This is a genomic window from Marinobacter psychrophilus (assembly GCF_001043175.1).
Taxonomy (GTDB): Bacteria; Pseudomonadota; Gammaproteobacteria; order Pseudomonadales; family Oleiphilaceae; genus Marinobacter; species Marinobacter psychrophilus.
Genome location: NZ_CP011494.1, coordinates 3,364,194 through 3,382,775, shown reverse-complemented (window position 1 = coordinate 3,382,775; position 18,582 = coordinate 3,364,194). Strand labels below are relative to the sequence as shown.

Sequence of the window (18,582 nt, the reverse complement as noted above, 5' to 3'; positions counted from 1 at the left end):
AAGCCCGAACTTGCTTAAAGCTCGCCGTCTGCCGCCATCTGCATGTAGCTATCGTCAAAGCGTAGCTTCACATTGCCTTCATCGCCCATCACCGAACCGTCCGGAAACTCGATACCCACAAAGTCCGGGCTCATGGCACCCTGGCCCAGCAGCCCCTTTTCAAAAGAGAACTGACGAACACTGTCCATCGCCTCGTGGGCTTCCTTGCTGTTAATGAAGTCCACCGACATCTGCGGCACCCAGAACATCTTCATACCGGCCAGCTGGGCTTCATAGCCTACCTGATCGGTACCGGACAGCTCGCCCAACATCGCGCGGGCTTCCTGACCTTCCTCGCTGTCGGACGCCAGAATGCTCATGGTTTCATACCAGGCGCCAACCAGTGCCTTGCCCAGCTTCGGATTGTCGGCCAGAGTCTCGGTGTTCACCAGAGTCAGATCCTTGATATGGCCCGGAATCGCACTGGAGTCGAACAGTTTGGTGGTCCCCGGAAAGGCTTCCACTTCCGCCAAAAGCGGGTTCCAGGTTGCCACGTGGCGAACGTCGTCGGTCTGGAACGCAGAGAGCAGGTCCGCGTCGGAAATGTTGACTACGCTGATGTCACGCTCTTCCAGCCCGACAGTGTTCAGGGCGCGAACCAGCAGGTAATGGGATACAGACAGTTCCACCAGGTGCACGGTTTCGCCTTGCAGCTCGCCGATGGTCTTGGCGTCCTTGGACACCAGGCCGTCGTTGCCATTGGAGTAGTCACCCACAATCAGTGCGGTGGTATCGACACCGGAGGCGGCCGGAATGGACAGGCCGTCCATACTGGTGGCGACCACGCCGTCAAACTGTCCGGCAGTGAACTGGTTGATGGATTCGATGTAGTCGTTGATTTGTACGATATCGACGTCGATGTTGTACTTGTCTGCCCACTTTTTCATGATGCCGCTGTCTTCGGCATACTGCCAGGGCACCCAGCCGGCGTAGATGGTCCAGGCGATACTGAAGGAGTCTTTCTCCTGGGCGAGGGCGCCCATAGACAAACCGGCTGTTAACAGACCGGCCGCAAGACGCTTGCTGAAATCACGTTTTTTCATGGTGTATCTCCTCGGGCCTTGCCCGTGTTTTCAGGGTTTGTGTTCTAAGTCTGTTGTCACGCAGTGCTTGAGTTGATGGCATCACTCAGTTGTTTCTTCCACGATCACCACCGGTGTGCCCGGTGAAACCGCCTGACCCGCTTCCCGGCGCACATCGACTACGCGACCGCTGACCGGGCTTAGCAATTCGATTTCCATTTTCATGGATTCGATAATCGCCACCGGGCGTTGTGCCTCAATGATGTCGCCGGGCTTAACCAGGCACTCCCAGAGGTTGCCTGCTATGTGGCTTTCCACGGCGTGCTGGCCGTGGGGCAGATTTGCGATGTTGTCTTCGCCGGTGTCTTCTTCCGGTGCCTCGGAACTGAAGTTAATCTGGCCAGATTCGATCCAGCGTTGTAGCTCCTCATCAAAGGCCTGCTGACGCTTGCCAGTGAACTCACGGATTTCGTCGTCGTTATCCGCCAGGAAGTTCTCGTAATCCCCCAGATTGAAGCGGGTTTCCTCGACCCGGATCGGGTAGTCACCATTTGGGAAGTCCCGCCGGATCTGTTGCAACTCTTCCGCACTGACCTCATAGAAACGCACCTGGTCGAAGAACCGCAGCAGCCAGGGCTTACCCTCCTCAAAGAACTCGGTGGTGCGATAGCGGTTCCACATCTGTAAGGTGCGACCCACAAACTGGTAGCCGCCAGGGCCTTCCATGCCGTAAATGCACAGGTAGGCACCGCCGATGCCCACGGAGTTTTCTGCCGTCCAGGTGCGGGCCGGATTGTATTTGGTCGTCACCAGCCTATGGCGCGGATCCAGCGGTGTGGCTACCGGGGCGCCCAGGTAGACATCGCCCAGTCCCATCACCAGGTAAGTGGCCTCAAAGAGGGTCTTTTTAACCTCGTCGATGCTCTCCAGCCCGTTAATGCGGCGAATGAATTCCAGGTTGCTCGGGCACCAGGGTGCGTCCTTGCGTACCGACTGCATGTATTTTGCGATGGCGGTCTGGCAGGCCTTGTCATCCCAGGACAGGGGCAGGTGCACGATGCGGGCGGGGACATCCCATTCCGGTTGTTTTTCAAGTTCCTGCTCCGCACGGATCAGCAGGTCTAACAGCGTTCGCTGGTTCAGTTTCTGGCTGTTGTAGTGCACCTGCAGGGAGCGGATGCCGGGGGTCAACTCCAGAATGGCCGGGTGATTCTGCTCCCGCAGCCAGAGCATAAGCGCGTGGGCCCGGAACCGTAGCCGGATATCCAGCTCCATGGGCCCGTATTCCACCAGCACATAGTTGTCGCCGGCGGCCCGGTAAACCACACCGGCTTCATGGTCGCTGGTGCTCAGTGAATCGAGGATCGGAGTGTCTGGTTTGATGGGCGTGATATGGGTAGTTACCGCCGTCAGTGTGGCCACTGACTCGTCCAGCGCTTCCCGCAGGGCCACCGCCTGATCCTGGCTGACGGGTACAAACTGCACCTTGTCACCCGCCTTGAGTTGCCCCAGTTTCCAGAGATCGGCGCTGATCACGGTTGCCGGGCACACGAAACCACCCAGGCTGGGGCCGTCAGGGCCTAGAATAACCGGCATGTCACCGGTGAAGTCCACGGTACCCACCGCATAGGCGTTATCGTGGATGTTGGAGGGGTGCATGCCGGCCTCGCCGCCATCGCTGCGTGCCCACTCCGGTTTCGGGCCGATCAGCCTCACGCCTGTGCGGCTGGAGTTGTAGTGAATCTCCCATTCGCTGGCAAAGAACGTGTCGATGTCCTGGCCAGTGAAGTAGTCCGGTGCGCCGTGGGGGCCATAGGTGACGTGGAGTTTCCAGGTCTTGCCAATAGACGGCTTCAGGTCCGTTGGCAGGGTAGCGGGACCTACAGGCTCCGCTTGGCCTAAGGCAAGTACGTCGCCGGCTCGAAGGGCGCGGCCGCAGTGGCCGCCAAATTGTCCAAGAGTAAAGGTGCTGCAGGAAGTGAGGTATTCGGGGCAGTTCAGGCCTCCCCGGAACAGCACATAGGCCCGAGCGCCATCGGCGGTGGTGGCGCCGAGTTTCAGAGTGGCGCCGGCGGGTACATCAATGATTTGCCAGAAATTGACCGGCTCGTCATTGAGCCTGGCCTCGAGCGCTGCACCGGTCAGGGCAATCTGGGTGGCGCGGTTGAAGGTGAGTACAGGCCCCTTGAGGGTGACTTCCAGTCCCGGTGCTCCCTCCAGGTTGCCCAGCAGTCGATTCCCCAGACGGAAGGAATAGCTGTCGAACGGACCGGACGGTGGAACGCCGATTTCCCAGTAGCCGATACGGCCCGGGTAATCCTGAATTGTGGTCATGGTGCCGCCGCTGAGAACATCCACAGTGGATGGCCGGTAATCGAATTCGCTCAGGGTGCGGGTAAACAGACGGCCCTCCACAAATCGCGGGTCGTCCAGCACCTGTCCAACATACTTCATGTTGGTTTCAATGCCATACAACTGACTCTGATCAAGAGCCTGTATCAGCCGTTTGCGGGCCGATTCACGATCCCTTTCGTGCACGATGACCTTGGCCAGCATGGGGTCGAACAGCGGAGACACCTCGGTGCCCGGCTGGATCCAGGTGTCGATTCGCAGGCCATCCTCTTCGGGCCAGGCCACGTTGGTCAGCAGGCCGGCACCGGGCTGAAAGTCCTTGTTGGGATCCTCCGCATAAATCCGGGCCTGAATGGCATGGCCGGAAGCCTTGAGATTAGCGCCCAGTTCTGCAAGATCCGGCAGGGAACCAGCGCCCAGTTCCACCATCCAGCGCACCAGGTCCACGCCGTAAACCTGCTCGGTGACGCCGTGTTCTACCTGTAAGCGGGTATTTACCTCCAGAAAGTAGAACTCGTTGGTGTCCGGGTCGTAGATAAACTCCACCGTGCCGGCGCTTCGATAGCCGATGCTTTCGCCAAGCTGGCGGGCAGTGGCGTGCATGCGGGTACGCACGTCCTCGGTCAGGCCTGGTGCTGGCGCCTCTTCAATCACTTTCTGGTTACGGCGCTGGGCCGAGCAGTCCCGTTCGCCAAGAGTGATTACCTTCCCTTGTCCGTCACCGAACAACTGCACTTCAATGTGGCGGGCGTATTCTACGAATTTTTCCAGAAACACGCTGCTGTTACTGAAGTTGTTCTGGCTTAGACGCTGAACCGACTCGAAGCTTTTGCTCAGATCTTCCGCGCTGTAGCAGCGTGACATACCGATGCCGCCGCCGCCGGCCGTGCTTTTGAGCATCACCGGGTAACCGATGGTATCGGCTGCCGCCAAGGCATCGTCCAGGCTGGCGAGCAGCCCTGTGCCGGGTAACAGTGGCACGCCGGCGGCCTCGGCCAGGGCGCGAGCGGTGTGCTTGAGGCCGAATTCCTCCATCTGCCCCGGCGTAGGCCCGAGGAACACCACGCCTTTCGCTTCGCAGCGGCGGGCAAAGTCGGCGTTCTCACTGAGAAAGCCGTAGCCCGGATGGATGGCCCCGGCGCCGCTCTTGCCAATCACTTCGAACAGTTTGTTCTGATCCAGATAGGTGGCCGCAGCCGAGCCTTCACCTAACGAATACGACTCGTCGGCCTGGCGTACGTGCAGCGAGTCAGCGTCAGCCTCGGCATACACCGCCACCGAGGTGATACCCATGGCCCGCAGGGTGCGGATGATTCGGCAGGCAATGGCGCCCCTGTTAGCGATCAGAACCTTGTCTAACGCCTCGTTCAGCTCCATACCAGCACCTCAATGGGCGTCGGGTTGTAGGCGTTACAGGGATTGTTCAGCTGAGGGCAGTTGGAAATCATCACCAGCACATCCATCTCGGCCTTTAGTTCGACGTACTTGCCGGCGTCGGAAATGCCGTCTTCAAACGTGAGGCCACCTTCAGCGGTGACCGGCACGTTCATGAAAAAGTTGATGTTGTGGGTAATATCCCGCTTGGTCATGCCCAGCTCTTCGTGCTCGGTAACCGCCACCAGCCAACTGTCGCGGCAGGCGTGCATACATTTCTTTTCCAGGGCGTAGCGGGTGGTGTTGCTTTCCGCTGAGCAGGCACCGCCCAGGGTGTCGTGGCGTCCACAGGTATCAGCGGTAATCTCCAGCATCACGTTGTTTTCGGAGGACATCAATTTGGAACCGGCGGTTAGATACACATTGCCCTGCTCACGGATGGTGTCCACCGCGCTGTAGCGCTCGGTCGGGTTGTGGGCGTTGTAAAACAGTGTATCTGCAGCCTGATTGCCTTCTAGGTCCAGAATTTGAACGGTTTCACCTGCCTTCACAACTTTCAGGAAATACTCGCCCGCGGGTACTGTCTCGCGAAAAATGGCGTTCTCTGGGTTCAGTGCGCTCTTTTTAATCATGGTCGGCCTCCTCGCGATCAGGACTGCATCATGTGATACAGGGCGGTATTGGCGAAGGCGCGGGTGGCCTCCGGCGACGAGTTCTTGCAAGGATCGGCATCGGTGACGGGTGCCGCTTTGAAAAGCTGATAGCGCAGAGGGTGGCTCGGGTACTCGGGCGCGGTATCGAGCGGATGCGGGCAGGTGTGCAACACCACGATGGTGTCCATCTCAAACCTCAGGTCCACGGTGGCGCCAGCGTAGGAGTGATCGCTGACATAGGCCATATTGCCGCCATCATCGGTCTTCACTTTACTGAACCAGTTCAGATTGGCGGTCAGGTCTTTTTTGCCGAGACCGTATTTGGCCAGTTCGTTCAGAAAGCTGCTAAAACCGTTGCGATGATGATGGTTATGGGCTTCCTGATAGGTCTTTTTGCCCCAGCGCTGCTCAACCATATCGGCATTGCAGGTGCCGCTGACCGTGTCGTGCCAGCCCAGATCGTCGCGAATAATGGAAGCAAAGACGCGGCCCATATCAGAGAACAGGACATGGCCCTGGGTAAGCAGAAAGGTGTGCTGGTTCTTCAGGGTGTCCGGCATGTTGTACCGTTCGAGAGGGTTCTCGGGGTTGTACATCAACATGCCGACGCTGGCACCGCCGGTTTCGTCAATCAGGCGCAGTACATGGCCGCGGCGCACAATGAAGGACCAGTGGGATCCGCCGGGAATTAGATCGTCGTAGAGAGGGGTTGCTGTTTCGAGCATGGCCATTTTCTCTTAGCTTGGTTGGAAAAAAAACGAGAGGCGTCAGTCACTGAACGATTCTCCCGGGCTTTTGTCCCGCCGTGTAGCCTTGGAAAAGGCCGTCAACTCTCGGACCAGTCACCTGTGCTGTTAACAACAGATCGGAACCCTAGTTGACCTCTTTGTCAGATTTTTTCGCGTTGATAATTGGTGTTTGTAACCCGCTTCTCGCAGCATGCTCAAACCAAAGCAATCTCCATGCCGATGATTCTATAGTGCTGAAATAAATGAAATTTACCCGAGTTCGGTAAAAAGAAGGGTGAAGGCATGCGGCTATTATGCGTCAATGTGGTGCGCTTGGCTGAAGCTGGTGCAAAATGTCTCAGAAATAACGCTTCTGATCGACACTTCACCGATATCAGGCACAGGAAATTAAAAATGGAGTGGTCAAGCACTTTGCAACAACCCAATTAAGCTGGGCGTTATGTGGCAAGTATTGCAAAAGCAATCACTCTTAACGCCAGGGGTTAAGGCAATCTTTAGCCACAAGCAGACCCCGGTGCCAATTCAATAAATGCGTTCCCTTTTTTCCCGGCACCGAACTTCAGCCAACAGCGTCATCTGGCAATGGGTATGCGAGCAAATCTTTGCCGGCATCCCACACTCGATGGACAGCGCCCTACTGAACTCGCCGACTAACTACAAATCAAAAAGCAATTCATCAATGATTTGCGTCGCCACCTTGAACAAAGCGGGTACTTGGTCCGTAAGATCGACCCCGCTGACACGGCGAATGACGCCATCCCAGGATCCCGGCGTCCAGACCACGGTGGCGTGATGCCCAAGTCATACATCTTGGCCAGCAAGGTCGCCGCCTCGTCGCCAGACTCGGCGAGGTGAACTTCCCATCCAACGGCTTTGCGACTGTAAATATCCTTGATCAGGTACGGATAGTAATGTTGGCCACGCACTGGCAAGGGCAAGTAGATGATGCCCCAAGACCGGACCTGATTGGGCTTGCGGGTGACATGGGTGGTCGGCATCGGATGCCGATGATGCGGTAAACTGCGGCCCCGACGGTATTGCTGATGGGCAGCACGCAGCACCCGGTAAAAGCTGCTTTCAGAGCAGATATAACGGCCCTGATCGGCTAGGCACGGCACAATCTGACTCGGCGCAGGCGGGCAAAAGCCTCACTGTTACAGAGCGTCATTTACATTTGAAACCCAGAAACGAAAAAGCCCGCAATTAAGCGGGCTAAGTCGTTGAATCTAATGGTGCCCGGAGGCGGAATCGAACCACCGACACGAGGATTTTCAATCCTCTGCTCTACCGACTGAGCTATCCGGGCATGCTGCAATACTGCTCTGCAACGGGGCGCTATTAAACCGGTTTGGCTGCACTGAGTCAAGAGGGCTTTTGAAAATTTGTTAAAGTTTTCAGTGCTGCCCGTTACGCCGCGTTTAGGGGTTACTTCTCAGGTGGTACGTAGCCTTCGGCTTTGTCGAAGGGTTCGTTGTTAAAGAAGTGTGCCATCTGCGCCTGTAAGTATTTGCGGGTGCTCGGGTCCATCAGGCTCAGGTGCTTTTCATTAATCAGCATGGTCTGCTGGCTTTGCCATTCGTCCCAGGCGGCTTTGGAGATGTTGTCGTAGATGTCTTGGCCACGGGCGCCGGGCATGGGCGGGTTGTTTAGACCTTCCATTTCTTTTTGGTGCTTGCGGCAGAAAATGTTACGGCTCATGGGGGCTCCTGTGGGTATTTTGGGATATGAAGAGGCAACTCAGATTTCACGCATTGTATCAGCAATAAGGTTGCTGGGTTGCTACAGCAGCGTGGTCTGTTCGGGGTCTGTCAGCAGTGTGCGTATGGGTGCTGGCAAGCCCAGGCTCAATGCTTGATCACGGTGCAGCCAGCGGTGATTGTCGTCGGCAACGCGGTTCTTGGGTTCGGCGCTCATTCGCGCTGGCTGTATATGCAGGTGGTAATGGCTAAAGGTGTGACGAAAACCGCTGATGCGTTGTGGATCACCACAGCTTAGGCCTAGCTGTTGTTCGCAGGCCTGCTGTAGTTCGTCTTCGCCCAATGCTGGGTCAAGCTCTGGCAGGCTCCATAGGCCGCCCCAGATGCCACTGGGTGGCCGGCGCTGAAGCAGTATGCGGCCTTCGCTGTCTTCCAGTATTAGCATCCAGGTGGTTTTTTCGGGCTTGGTTTTTTTCGGTTTCGAGCCGGGATACAGTGTGGTTTCATTATTGGCGTAGGCCAGGCAGGTTTGCTGCACCGGGCAGCGTTCACAGCTTGGGCGGCTGCGGGTACATACTAGGGCGCCCAGGTCCATAATGGCTTGGGTATAATCGCGAATACGGTCGTTGGGCGTATGCTGTTCGGCGAATTGCCAAAGTTTCTGTAATACAGCAGTTTGTCCTGGCCAGCCTGTTATAGCGTGATAGCGCGCCAGTACCCGCTTGACGTTGCCGTCTAGTATGGCGGCTTTTATATCGTAGGATTGCGCCAGAATGGCGGCGGCGGTTGAACGGCCGATGCCGCTCAGGGCTTCCAATTGCTGCTGGTCGCGGGGGAATTCGCCGTTGTGTTCTTTCACCACGGCTTGCGCGGCTTTTTGCAGGTTGCGGGCGCGGGCGTAATAACCCAGGCCGGACCAGTGGCTGAGCACGTCGTCTGTCGGTGCTAACGCCAGTGAGTGAACGTCTGGAAAGCGATGCATAAACGCCTGGTAGTAAGGTATAACCGTGGCGACCTGGGTTTGTTGCAGCATAATTTCTGACACCCACACCCGGTATGCGGTGCGGTTGTGGTGCCACGGCAGGTTGTGCCTGCCGTGTTCATCAAACCAGTTCAACAGGGCTGGGGCAAAGCTATCAGTCATCAGTTAAAGAACCCTTTGAGCGCGTCTTTTACTTTGTCACCGGCGGCTTCACCCAGTTTTTCCTGCAGTTTCTCTTTTATTTTTTCTTCTGCTTTGGCCTTGGCTGCATTTTTGGCGATGTCTTGCAGGCTGTCGCGGAAGCGCGAACCGTCGAAGGAGCAAAGCCCTGCTGGGTCATCGCTCAGGTTGCCGCGGCACTCGAGGGGTATAACCACGTTCCGTACAATGTCGGTTACCCGGCAGGCTGGGTCACGGTGGATTTCACCCACAATACGCAGACCGAGTTCGTAGTCCACAAGGGTTTGCTGCATGTCCACGTTGCCTTGGCCTTCCAGCTGCATGCCGGCAAGCGATGCCAGCAGTTCGGTGTTGTTCAGCGTGTTACCGTTAATGTCCAGGGTACCGCGCATGTCATTAAACGGTGTAGCGGTGCCCCAGTCGGTCGTGCCCAGGGTTTCCTGATTGACCAGCGCAATGCCCTGACATGCCAGGCGGGTCAAGTTCATGCGGCGGAACTCGCCTTCTGCCAGGTTAAAGGTAATTTTGCCATCGGCGTTACCGCGCAAAGCGGACATGGTGTTGCCGGTGGATTTGGCGTTTATTTTGAGGTTTGCTCCGCCAGAGAGCATGTCTACTTCCGCCAGGTCATTCAGTAGTGGCAGTGTTTGTACGTCTGCCACGTTGGTGTTTATGCTCCATTTCGGAGTGTTAGAGCGGGCGTCAATGGTGGCAGTGGTATTAAAGCTGCCGTAGTAGAGTTTGCCGCTGAATTCGTCGATTTCCAGCACGCCGTTTTTGGCCAGGGCGCTGGCTTTTATCTCATTGATCTGGAGATTACTGACGGTTAGCTTGTTCAACCCCAAATCTATGTCTAATAACAGCGCGCGCAGAGTGTCCAAAGGCAGCAATTGCGAGTCCGGGTCTGCCTGGGCTGACGCAGTGCTAGTGCCAGTGCCAGAATTAGAGCCAGTGCTGCTTGCAGTCGCCGGGGTGTCCGATGGTGGCGGCAGGTAGCGATCGGCGTTCAGTGCGTCACCGGTCAAGCGAAAAACAAGGGCGGAGCTGGCCAGGTTATAACTGCCTGAACCATCGAACGTGGTGTCATCCAGTTTCAGGGCTAAATTGGTTAGCTCTGGCTTGCCAGCTGCTCCGCCAATGTTAGTACTGAAGGCCAGGGCGGTGAGCACGTTGCCGTCACTGGTTTCAATAGCGGGTTGGCCCAGATTCTCCAGCAGTTTTTTCAGAGAAAATTCGTTGATGGCGATGTTACCGGCCAATTTTGGCTTGTCGCCAAAGCCTTCTACAGTCAGATTGGTGTTGGCGCTTAGGTTGGCAAAGCTGAAGCTGATGTCTTTGAGATTCGCGGTTTCGTTAGCCAGGTTGGCGGCCAGTGATCCGCTGATTTTAGCGGTGACGGTTTTACCGGCGAATGCATCGCCTTTTATGTCGAAGCTTGCGTCCAGGCCCGATGCGCTAAATGCATCTAAGGCCTGGTTGGCCAACAGGCGGGCTGCAATGCTGCCTTTTACGCTCATTTGCGGCTCGGTGGTTTCTACCCGGAAGCTGATGTCTAATGGAAACTCGGAACCCAAAGTGATGTTGCTGGCGCCTAGAGTGAAATCTTCCAGAGTAATTTCCTGGCCGGTGGTGGCGTCGGTGTAGTGCACCCGGGCATTGGCGATTTCGACGTTGCTGACGTTGAAATTCAGCGGTTCTGACGAGCTCTCACTCGCTGTTTCTGAAGCAGTCGCGTCCGGAGCCGGCTCGCTGGAGGCAGCTTGCTGTGCGTCTTTCTCCGGTATTATGCGGGTCCAGTTAGCCTCGCCTTTTTTGTTAACGCTCAGATGTGCATCCAGCCCGTCCAGCACAAAGTTGTTCACTTGGGGCGACATGGCTAACAATGACCAGAAATCGATTTCTGCGACCAAGCGTTCGAGCGCAATAAAGCGTTCGCCGTCAAGTTTGGCTTCAACGTTATTCAGCTCCAGGCCGATGGGAATGAACGACCAGCTGATGTCGCCGTCTAGAGTTAGGTCGAGATTGGTTTGCTTTTCTACGGCCTGCTCAATTTGCGGCTTGTAAGTATTGGGATCGATCACCAGCATGGCGATGGCTACTGCCGCTACGGCCAGTAAAATCAGTGCCACAATAGTAATGAGCAGGTAACGTAGTGCTTTCATTGGGTGCGTCCTGTTCGTTCAGATCAATGTGCGATGGTGTGAAGGATAACGCAGGATTGGTAAATTAACAGCGTGAGTGTATGACAATGCCGCGGCGTTAGGCCAAAATACCACGGTATTTCTTTGGCGATCGTAATCTTTAAAAACGACAAGAAGAGTCTCTAATAATCACAACAAGGAGTTGGCAATGGCGATAAACGTATCAATAGAGCTCAGCCGCGAACTGGAAATTGACGGCAGTTACGATGAGGTGTTTGACCTGCTGGCGGATGTGCCCCGGTCGGTCGGCCACTTTCCGAAAGTGCATAAGTTGACTGACTTGGGCAATAATAGCTACCTCTGGGAAATGGAGAAGGTAGGTGTCGACAAGTACTCGATCCAAACGGCATACGCCTGCCATTATGTGTCTGACCGCGATGCCGGCACCATTCGCTGGGAGCCTGTTGCGGGCCAGGGCAATGGCGTAGTGAGCGGGTCTTGGGTTATAACCGCCAAGGGCGATACGATGTCCACTCTGAAGTTCAAGACCAATGCGAAATTGACGTTGCCACTGCCCAGCCTGCTTAAGCTGGCCATTAGTCCGGTCATCAAGCACGAGTTTAACTCGCTGGTAGACCAGTACATGCGCAATCTGAAGAAAGTGTTTGCATAGCGCAGAGCAATGGTTGCGATGAATCCACCGGCAGGACTCCGGTATGAATAAGCGGTATACTCAAGTTGATTATTAATTGGCGTTGATGATGCCGGAAACTTTTAAAATCGATTTTAAACAGTTAGTTACGGAGTTCACATGGCCGAACGCAAGGCTCGGGTAGAACGCAATACCCTTGAAACCCAGATCAGTGTTGAAGTAAATCTTGATGGCACCGGTAAAACCAACTTCCAGACCGGCGTGCCGTTTCTGGACCACATGATGGATCAGATTGCCCGCCACGGCATGGTGGACCTGGATGTCGTGTGTGATGGCGACTTGCATATTGACGATCACCACACCGTAGAAGATGTGGGCATTACCATGGGCCAGGCGTTCGCTAAAGCTGTGGGCGACAAAAAAGGCATCCGCCGCTACGGCCACGCCTACGTGCCGCTGGACGAAGCTTTGTCTCGGGTAGTGCTGGACCTGTCCGGTCGCCCCGGCCTGCACATGGATGTTCCTTTCATCCGGGCAACCGTTGGTGGCTTTGACGTTGACCTGTTCGCCGAGTTTTTCCAGGGCTTTGTGAACCATGCGCTGATTACCCTGCATATTGACAACCTGAAGGGCAAAAATACCCACCACCAAATTGAAACGGTGTTTAAAGCATTTGGCCGCGCTTTGCGCATGGCCATTGAGCTGGATGACCGCATGGCTGGTATTATGCCTTCCACCAAAGGCACGCTCTGATCCGAGGCGCCCGCAACTGTTTCCAACTGTTGGACTGATGAATTTATGAAGACCGTTGCCATCATTGATTACGGCATGGGCAACCTGCATTCCGTGAGCAAAGCCGTAGAACACGTAGCCCCGGATACCCGGGTGCTGGTGACCGACAACGCCGACCTTATTCGCAGCGCCGACCGGGTGATATTTCCCGGCGTTGGCGCAATTCGCGATTGCATGGCGGAAATTCGTCGGCTGGGCGTGGATGAACTGGTGAAAGAAGTATCCCGTGATCGCCCACTGCTGGGTGTGTGCGTAGGCATGCAGGCGCTGATGTCCGACAGCGAAGAGAACGGCGGAGTTGACTGCATTGACGTATTCCCCGCCCACGTTCGCTTTTTCGGCCATAAGCTGACCGAAAACGGCAAACGACTGAAAGTGCCGCACATGGGCTGGAACCAGGTGCAACAGGTACAAGATCACCCCATGTGGCACAAAATCGCTGATGATGAGCGCTTTTATTTTGTGCACAGTTATTACGCCGAAGCTGAAGGTAACGCCGACATTGCCGGCCGCACCCGTTACGGTGTTGACCTTGCGGCGGCGGTCGCCAAAGGCAATATTTTTGCGGTGCAGTTCCACCCGGAAAAGAGTGCTGATGCAGGCCTGCAGCTGTTGAAGAACTTTGTGAGCTGGAACGGAAGTTAGTTAGGCTGGAAACGCCCAATTCAGTCTGGCTTTGCCCCGTAGCCTCCTTCACGGCGTGTTCATGAACGAGAGTTCGGGGCAAAGACCGCAACACCGAACTACGGCACAACAACGACGTCATTACTGAAAATCAGGACAAACAAACGCTATGCTGATTATCCCCGCTATCGATCTGAAAGACGGCAAATGTGTACGCCTGCGCCAGGGCCGGATGGACGATTCCACCGTGTTCGGCGGCGATCCGGTTGATATGGCAACCCGCTGGGTAGAGGCTGGTGCGCGGCGCCTTCACCTAGTGGATTTGAACGGTGCGTTTGCCGGTGAGCCGGTTAACGGTGAAATTGTGAAGGCGATCGCGCGCAAGTATCCTGATTTACCGATTCAGATTGGGGGTGGTATCCGCTCCGCAGAGATTATTGAAAGCTACCTGCAGGCCGGTGTGCAGTGGGTGATTATTGGCACCAAAGCGGTGAAGGAACCCGAATTTGTGACCGAAATGTGCAAACGTTTCCGCGGCCATATTATTGTGGGCCTGGACGCCAAAGACGGCCGCGTGGCCACCGATGGCTGGGCCGAAGTATCTGAGGTTATGGCAACCGATCTGGCCCAGCGTTTTGCGAACGACGGCGTAGACTCTATTGTGTACACCGACATTGCCCGCGACGGCATGATGCAGGGCGTAAACGTAGAAGCCACCGCAGCGCTGGCCAAGGCTTGCGGTATACCGGTGATCGCTTCTGGCGGCGTGACCAATATGGACGATTTAAAACGCCTGGGCGCTGTGGCCGATCAGGGTATCCTGGGCGCCATCACCGGCCGTGCGATTTATGAAGGCACTCTGGATGTAGCCGAAGCGCAGGCTTATTGTGACAGCCTGAACGCCTGAACGCCTGACCTTCTGATTCATCACCTTCAAGACCTTGACTGTACGGAGCATTTCCATGGCATTGGCCAAGCGCATTATTCCCTGTCTGGATGTAGACAAGGGCAGGGTAGTGAAAGGCGTGAATTTTGTCGATATCCGCGACGCTGGCGACCCGGTGGAAGTGGCCCGCCGTTACAACGAGCAGGGTGCCGATGAAATTACCTTTCTGGATATTACCGCCAGCCACGAAAGCCGTGACACCACCTATGAAACGGTAGAGCGAATGGCGTCAGAAGTGTTTATTCCCTTGACCGTCGGCGGCGGTGTGCGCACGGTGGAAGACATTCGCAAACTGCTGAATGCGGGTGCCGATAAGGTGGCCATCAATACCGCGGCGGTGTTTGATCCTGAATTTGTAAGAACCGCGGCCGAGCGTTTTGGCAGTCAGTGCATTGTGGTGGCGATTGATGCGAAGCGGGTGAGTGTCGAGGGCGAAGAGCCAAAGTGGGAGATTTTTACCCACGGTGGCCGCAAGCCAACAGGTTTGGATGCGGTGGAATGGGCGCAGAGAATGGTAGCGCTGGGTGCGGGCGAATTGCTCCTAACCAGTATGGACCGCGACGGCACCAAAATCGGCTTTGATCTGGGCCTTACCCGCGCCATCAGCGATGCCGTAACGGTACCGGTGATTGCGTCTGGTGGGGTCGGCGAGTTACAGCATCTGGCCGATGGCGTAACCATTGGTGGCGCAGATGCGGTTCTGGCGGCGTCGATATTCCACTTCGGCGAGCACACCATTCCAGAGGCAAAAGCATTTATGAAAGCTCAGGGGATTGAAGTGCGGGATTAGCCTGCCAAGCAATTACAATTGGGCAGCGCTGTTGTTCGATTCCGGTTTTCTCGCGTAAGCAGGCACTATGGCCTGCTTTTTTTCGTTTGCAAACATGGTTCTGTTGTCATTGCGAATGGCCCAAATGCCGCTGACAGTTGCTATTGCAATACCTTGCTCATCCAGCAGGGGTAGGTGCTTTTCCAGATAATCTACGGTGATCTTGTGAGGGTGGCCGATGGCGATGGCCGTGCCCTGTTGCCGCGCACGTTGAATCAACAGTTTGAATTGCCGGTCAACAAATTCTTCGGTTTGTTCGTGGTCCAGAAACACATCGCGGGTCAAGCTGGGGATGCCGTGGGCACGGGCTACATCACCGGCTATCGAGCTTGCGATGGTGCGGCTATCAACGAAGTACAGCGGGTACTGGTCCAGTTCTGTCATCACCCAGTCCATGGGTTGCAGTCGCTGCGTTAGCAAGCTGCCCATGTGGTTATTGACACCCTGAACGTGAGGCACCGACTGCAAAGCCCGCCGCAATGTGCGGGTAATTTGGGCTTGATTCATATTTTCAGACAAGCCGCCTGGCCCCAAGCCGAAATGCTGGGTATTGGCCATGGGCGCGTGCAGCATAATTTCCTTATTCAGGCTGTGTGACAGTTTGGCCAGCTCTACGGTATGGCGGCGGTAAGGCAGAAACGACAGTGTGATGGGCTGTTCCAGACGCGCCAGGCGCTCCCCTTCCAGCCGGTCGTGGCCCATGTCATCAATGATGATGGCGATAGTGGGTGGTGGCCCGGCCAGCACTATATTGCTGACCATGCCCAGAAGCATGGCCAGCAATATGCGAATCGGAGTATTCGATAGCCGCGGTGTCACAAAGTGCTTCTTGGGGCGTGCCCCATGGAAAGCGCTTCTTGAAAAGTGCCTCACGCAAAGCAACTTATTGCTGAGTGCTGGACGTGCCGGCGCGGCTGATGATGTTCAGCCCCTTCAGCAGGTTCAGTGCTGAGCGCAACTGGTAGTCACGATCCAGAACCGCTTCAGCGGATTTCTTGGCGCTATCGCGTACATCCTGAGCTTGGTTTTTACGGTTTTCTGCTTCGTTCTTGCCTTCCAGATGACCGCTTAAATCAGCTTCAGTAAACATCGGCTGGACCTCCAGTTCTTTCAGCTCTGCCGGTTTTACTTCGATATCCGGTTTTATGCCGGTGGCCTGAATGGAGCGGCCGTCTGGGGTGTAGTAGCGGGCTGTGGTCATTTTTATGGCGTGGGTTTCATCCAGCGGAATCACAGTTTGCACGCTGCCTTTGCCAAATGACTGGGTGCCCATTACCACGGCGCGGCGATGGTCCTGCAAGGCGCCAGCGACGATTTCGGATGCAGACGCGGAACCGCCGTTGATCAGAACTACCATGGGCGTGTCTGCCAATATGTCGCCTTCTGTGGCGCTGAAGCGCATACGTGAGCTCTGAATGCGGCCTTCGGTATAGACCACCAGGCCTTCGTTGAGCACAGCGTCAACAGTGTCTACTGCGGCCTGTAGTACGCCGCCCGGGTTATTGCGTACGTCCAGAACGACACCTTTAAGCGCACCACCGGCGTCTTTTTTCAGGGCCGTCAGGGCGTCGCGGAACTGGCTGCCGGTTTGGGCCTGGAATTGGGTGATGCGGACATAGCCGTAACCGTCATCCAGCATACGGGATTTCACGCTGGTGACCTTGATGATGGCACGCTCTACCGGAATGACCAGCGGCCCTGTTTCGCCGTCGCGGATAATCGTCAGTTGCAGAATGCTGCCGGGTTCGCCGCGCATCAGTTCTACCGCGTCTTGCAGCGACATGCCTTTTACCGGTTGCTCACCCAGTTTTATGATGACGTCGCCAGACCGCACGCCGGCCTTTTGCGCAGGGGTATCATCTATGGGGGTAATAACCTTAACAAAGCCGTTTTCCATGCCCACTTCGATGCCCAAACCACCGAAGGCACCGCTGGTGCTTTCTTCCAGGTCTTCGTAATCTTTTGGAGCCAGATAAGTGGAATGCGGGTCGAGCTCTGACAGCATGCCTTTTATGGCGCTTTCAAGCAGCTGGCTGTCTGTCACTTCCTCCACGTAAGCGTCTTTGATGCGACTGAACACAGCGGTAAATTTACGCAGGTCGTCCAGCGGCAGCAGCTCGCGCTCGGCAGGCATGTCGATGCCTGCGTGAGCATCGGCTATTGTGCTGGTCGGCGTCTGCTGCGCGAAAGCCCAACCGGAAGCGGCAAAACAGGAGGCCATGACGAGGGCCTGCATCGGTAAAGCATGACGAGTGCGTTGGGCAAGTTTCATTCACTTATCCTGTATTTATTCCGCTGGTTGGCAGGTTTTCGCTAATTCGCCACAGTATGGCGGGAGCGCTGGCGTTTGTCAGCTCTTGCCGGGTTTCGCGGGTTGCCCGGCCAGCCAGCGTGACGGATTATCGGGTTTGCCGTTGTGGCGTATTTCAAAATACAGCGCGGTTTTGTCGGTGCCGCCGGTCTGGCCTGCCTGAGCAATGGCCTCGCCGGCATCCACCCAGTCTCCGGTTGTGGTGTAAAGGCTGCTGGCATGGCCGTACAGGGTCATATAACCGTCGCCGTGGTCAATAATGGTTAGCAGTCCAAAGCCCCGCAGGAAATTGGCGAATACAACACGGCCGTAATGAATAGCCCGCACTTCTGCGCTTGTGTCGGTGTGCATTAGTAAGCCGTTGCGGCGTAGTTTGCCGTCGGCATAGGTTTCGCCAAAGCTGCTGACGACCGTTCCAGCAGCGGGCCAGGGCATTTTTTTGCGCAGTGTCGCAAATGGCTGGTTAGGATTTGGCGCAGGTATGCTGGTGATGACCTGTTGCACTTCCTTTAACAGGGCCTCCAGGCGTTTTTGATCGGCGGCCAGTCCGTCGCGCTCACTGCGACGCTGGCCGATGTCTGCGTTCAGGCTTGCTAGAGTCTGTTCGCGCTGCTTGCGGGTTTGCGCAAGTTCTTGTTGGCGTTGCTCTACATCAGCTTCGGTGGTGGCCAGTCTGGCGCGGGTATTCTGCATTTGCGTGCGGGTTTGGTTCAGCTCTGCCAGGCTGGCCTGAAAAGCCTGTACCTGGTCGACTGTGTAATTGCCCAGATATTCGTAATAGGTGAGGGTGCGGGCAATATTGTTGGGGTCGGTTTCGTTGAACAGCACTTTCAGGGCGCTGGCGTCACCTTCCATCCATGCCTGGCGCAGCAGCTTCTTGAGCTGTTCGCGCTGGCTGTTGAGGACGAGGGTCAACTGCTGTTGCCGGGTGTCCAATTCTGCCAGCTGTGTTTGCTGGTTGGCGGCCTGCTGCTTTAGGTTGCGGGCTTCTCGGGTCAGGTCGCTGATGCTGCGCTCCAGGCCGGTTAGCTGTTGTTGCAGTTGCGAGCGGTCTTTTTCCGCCTTGGTTAGCCACTGATTAATGGCGCCAATCTGCTTTTTCAGCTTTTCAATCTGGGCCGGAGTTACCTGTTGAGAAGTTGCCTGCTGTGCAGCCGCTGTTTGCGCGGCTACCGGGGCTGCGCTGGCAAAGGCCAGCGCCAGTAGCAAGGGTAGCACCAGTAGCGTGCGTAACATGGC

The 18,582-nt window shown here is 56.0% G+C and carries 15 protein-coding genes, 1 tRNA gene, 1 pseudogene and 1 riboswitch; of the genes and pseudogenes, 5 read left to right on the top strand and 12 right to left on the bottom strand.

From position 1 onward, the window contains the following. Positions 1-14: 14 nt before the first annotated feature. From ABA45_RS15365 to ABA45_RS15330, 9 genes and pseudogenes are all read right to left on the bottom strand, one after another. The gene (locus ABA45_RS15365) at positions 15-1,082 is read right to left on the bottom strand and encodes a putative urea ABC transporter substrate-binding protein (RefSeq protein ID WP_048387581.1); all 1,068 of its coding nucleotides are present in this window, start codon (positions 1,080-1,082) and stop codon (positions 15-17) included. 81 nt (positions 1,083-1,163) lie between these two features. Continuing rightward, on the bottom strand, positions 1,164-4,790 hold the full coding sequence (uca, locus tag ABA45_RS15360) for an urea carboxylase (protein WP_048387579.1): 3,627 nt from the start codon (positions 4,788-4,790) through the stop codon (positions 1,164-1,166). Further along, positions 4,781-5,419, bottom strand: a complete 639-nt coding sequence (locus ABA45_RS15355; protein WP_048387577.1) for an urea amidolyase associated protein UAAP2 — start codon at positions 5,417-5,419, stop codon at positions 4,781-4,783. Before ABA45_RS15355 ends, uca begins: the two co-directional genes overlap by 10 nt. A gap of 17 nt (positions 5,420-5,436) precedes the next feature. Continuing rightward, positions 5,437-6,171, bottom strand: coding sequence for an urea amidolyase associated protein UAAP1 (locus ABA45_RS15350; RefSeq protein ID WP_084708366.1), 735 nt, complete (start codon positions 6,169-6,171; stop codon positions 5,437-5,439). Positions 6,172-6,222: 51 nt separating this feature from the next. After that, positions 6,223-6,328, bottom strand: a riboswitch (guanidine-I (ykkC/yxkD leader). 553 nt (positions 6,329-6,881) lie between these two features. After that, positions 6,882-7,357, bottom strand: a pseudogene (locus ABA45_RS19505) (IS3 family transposase); the annotation flags it as partial. Positions 7,358-7,419: 62 nt separating this feature from the next. Next, positions 7,420-7,495, bottom strand: a tRNA-Phe gene (locus ABA45_RS15345). A gap of 119 nt (positions 7,496-7,614) precedes the next feature. Then, a complete protein-coding gene (locus ABA45_RS15340; RefSeq protein ID WP_048387575.1) occupies positions 7,615-7,887 on the bottom strand; it encodes an oxidative damage protection protein in 273 nt (90 codons plus the stop codon). Between the two features lie 81 nt (positions 7,888-7,968). Next, positions 7,969-9,030, bottom strand: a complete 1,062-nt coding sequence (gene mutY / locus ABA45_RS15335) for an A/G-specific adenine glycosylase (RefSeq protein ID WP_048387570.1) — start codon at positions 9,028-9,030, stop codon at positions 7,969-7,971. Continuing rightward, positions 9,030-11,210, bottom strand: coding sequence for an AsmA family protein (locus ABA45_RS15330; RefSeq protein ID WP_048387563.1), 2,181 nt, complete (start codon positions 11,208-11,210; stop codon positions 9,030-9,032). The genes mutY and ABA45_RS15330 overlap by 1 nt, the downstream gene beginning before the upstream one ends. Before the next feature lie 187 nt (positions 11,211-11,397). Here ABA45_RS15330 and ABA45_RS15325 point away from each other — a divergent pair, with 187 nt between their 5' ends. From ABA45_RS15325 to hisF, 5 genes are all read left to right on the top strand, one after another. Then, positions 11,398-11,862 carry an SRPBCC family protein gene (locus ABA45_RS15325; RefSeq protein WP_048387561.1) on the top strand — a complete coding sequence of 155 codons (465 nt, stop codon included), beginning with the start codon at positions 11,398-11,400 and terminating at the stop codon, positions 11,860-11,862. Positions 11,863-12,000: 138 nt separating this feature from the next. Next, on the top strand, positions 12,001-12,594 hold the full coding sequence (gene hisB, locus ABA45_RS15320) for an imidazoleglycerol-phosphate dehydratase HisB (RefSeq protein WP_014872508.1): 594 nt from the start codon (positions 12,001-12,003) through the stop codon (positions 12,592-12,594). 45 nt (positions 12,595-12,639) lie between these two features. After that, positions 12,640-13,278 (top strand): imidazole glycerol phosphate synthase subunit HisH, encoded by a 639-nt coding sequence (gene hisH / locus ABA45_RS15315; RefSeq protein ID WP_014872507.1) that lies wholly within the window; start codon positions 12,640-12,642, stop codon positions 13,276-13,278. A gap of 148 nt (positions 13,279-13,426) precedes the next feature. Next, the gene (hisA, locus tag ABA45_RS15310) at positions 13,427-14,164 is read left to right on the top strand and encodes a 1-(5-phosphoribosyl)-5-[(5-phosphoribosylamino)methylideneamino]imidazole-4-carboxamide isomerase (protein ID WP_048387559.1); all 738 of its coding nucleotides are present in this window, start codon (positions 13,427-13,429) and stop codon (positions 14,162-14,164) included. A 55-nt stretch (positions 14,165-14,219) separates the two neighbouring features. Further along, the gene (gene hisF / locus ABA45_RS15305; protein ID WP_048387558.1) at positions 14,220-14,993 is read left to right on the top strand and encodes an imidazole glycerol phosphate synthase subunit HisF; all 774 of its coding nucleotides are present in this window, start codon (positions 14,220-14,222) and stop codon (positions 14,991-14,993) included. Positions 14,994-15,005: 12 nt separating this feature from the next. On the opposite strand, the gene ABA45_RS15300 is transcribed toward hisF, so the two are convergent. From ABA45_RS15300 to ABA45_RS15290, 3 genes are all read right to left on the bottom strand, one after another. Next, on the bottom strand, positions 15,006-15,851 hold the full coding sequence (locus ABA45_RS15300) for a divergent polysaccharide deacetylase family protein (protein WP_157035561.1): 846 nt from the start codon (positions 15,849-15,851) through the stop codon (positions 15,006-15,008). A 64-nt stretch (positions 15,852-15,915) separates the two neighbouring features. Continuing rightward, positions 15,916-17,304 carry a S41 family peptidase gene (locus tag ABA45_RS15295; protein ID WP_048387557.1) on the bottom strand — a complete coding sequence of 463 codons (1,389 nt, stop codon included), beginning with the start codon at positions 17,302-17,304 and terminating at the stop codon, positions 15,916-15,918. Positions 17,305-17,382: 78 nt separating this feature from the next. Further along, on the bottom strand, positions 17,383-18,579 hold the full coding sequence (locus tag ABA45_RS15290; RefSeq protein WP_084708365.1) for a murein hydrolase activator EnvC family protein: 1,197 nt from the start codon (positions 18,577-18,579) through the stop codon (positions 17,383-17,385). Positions 18,580-18,582: the final 3 nt, after the last annotated feature.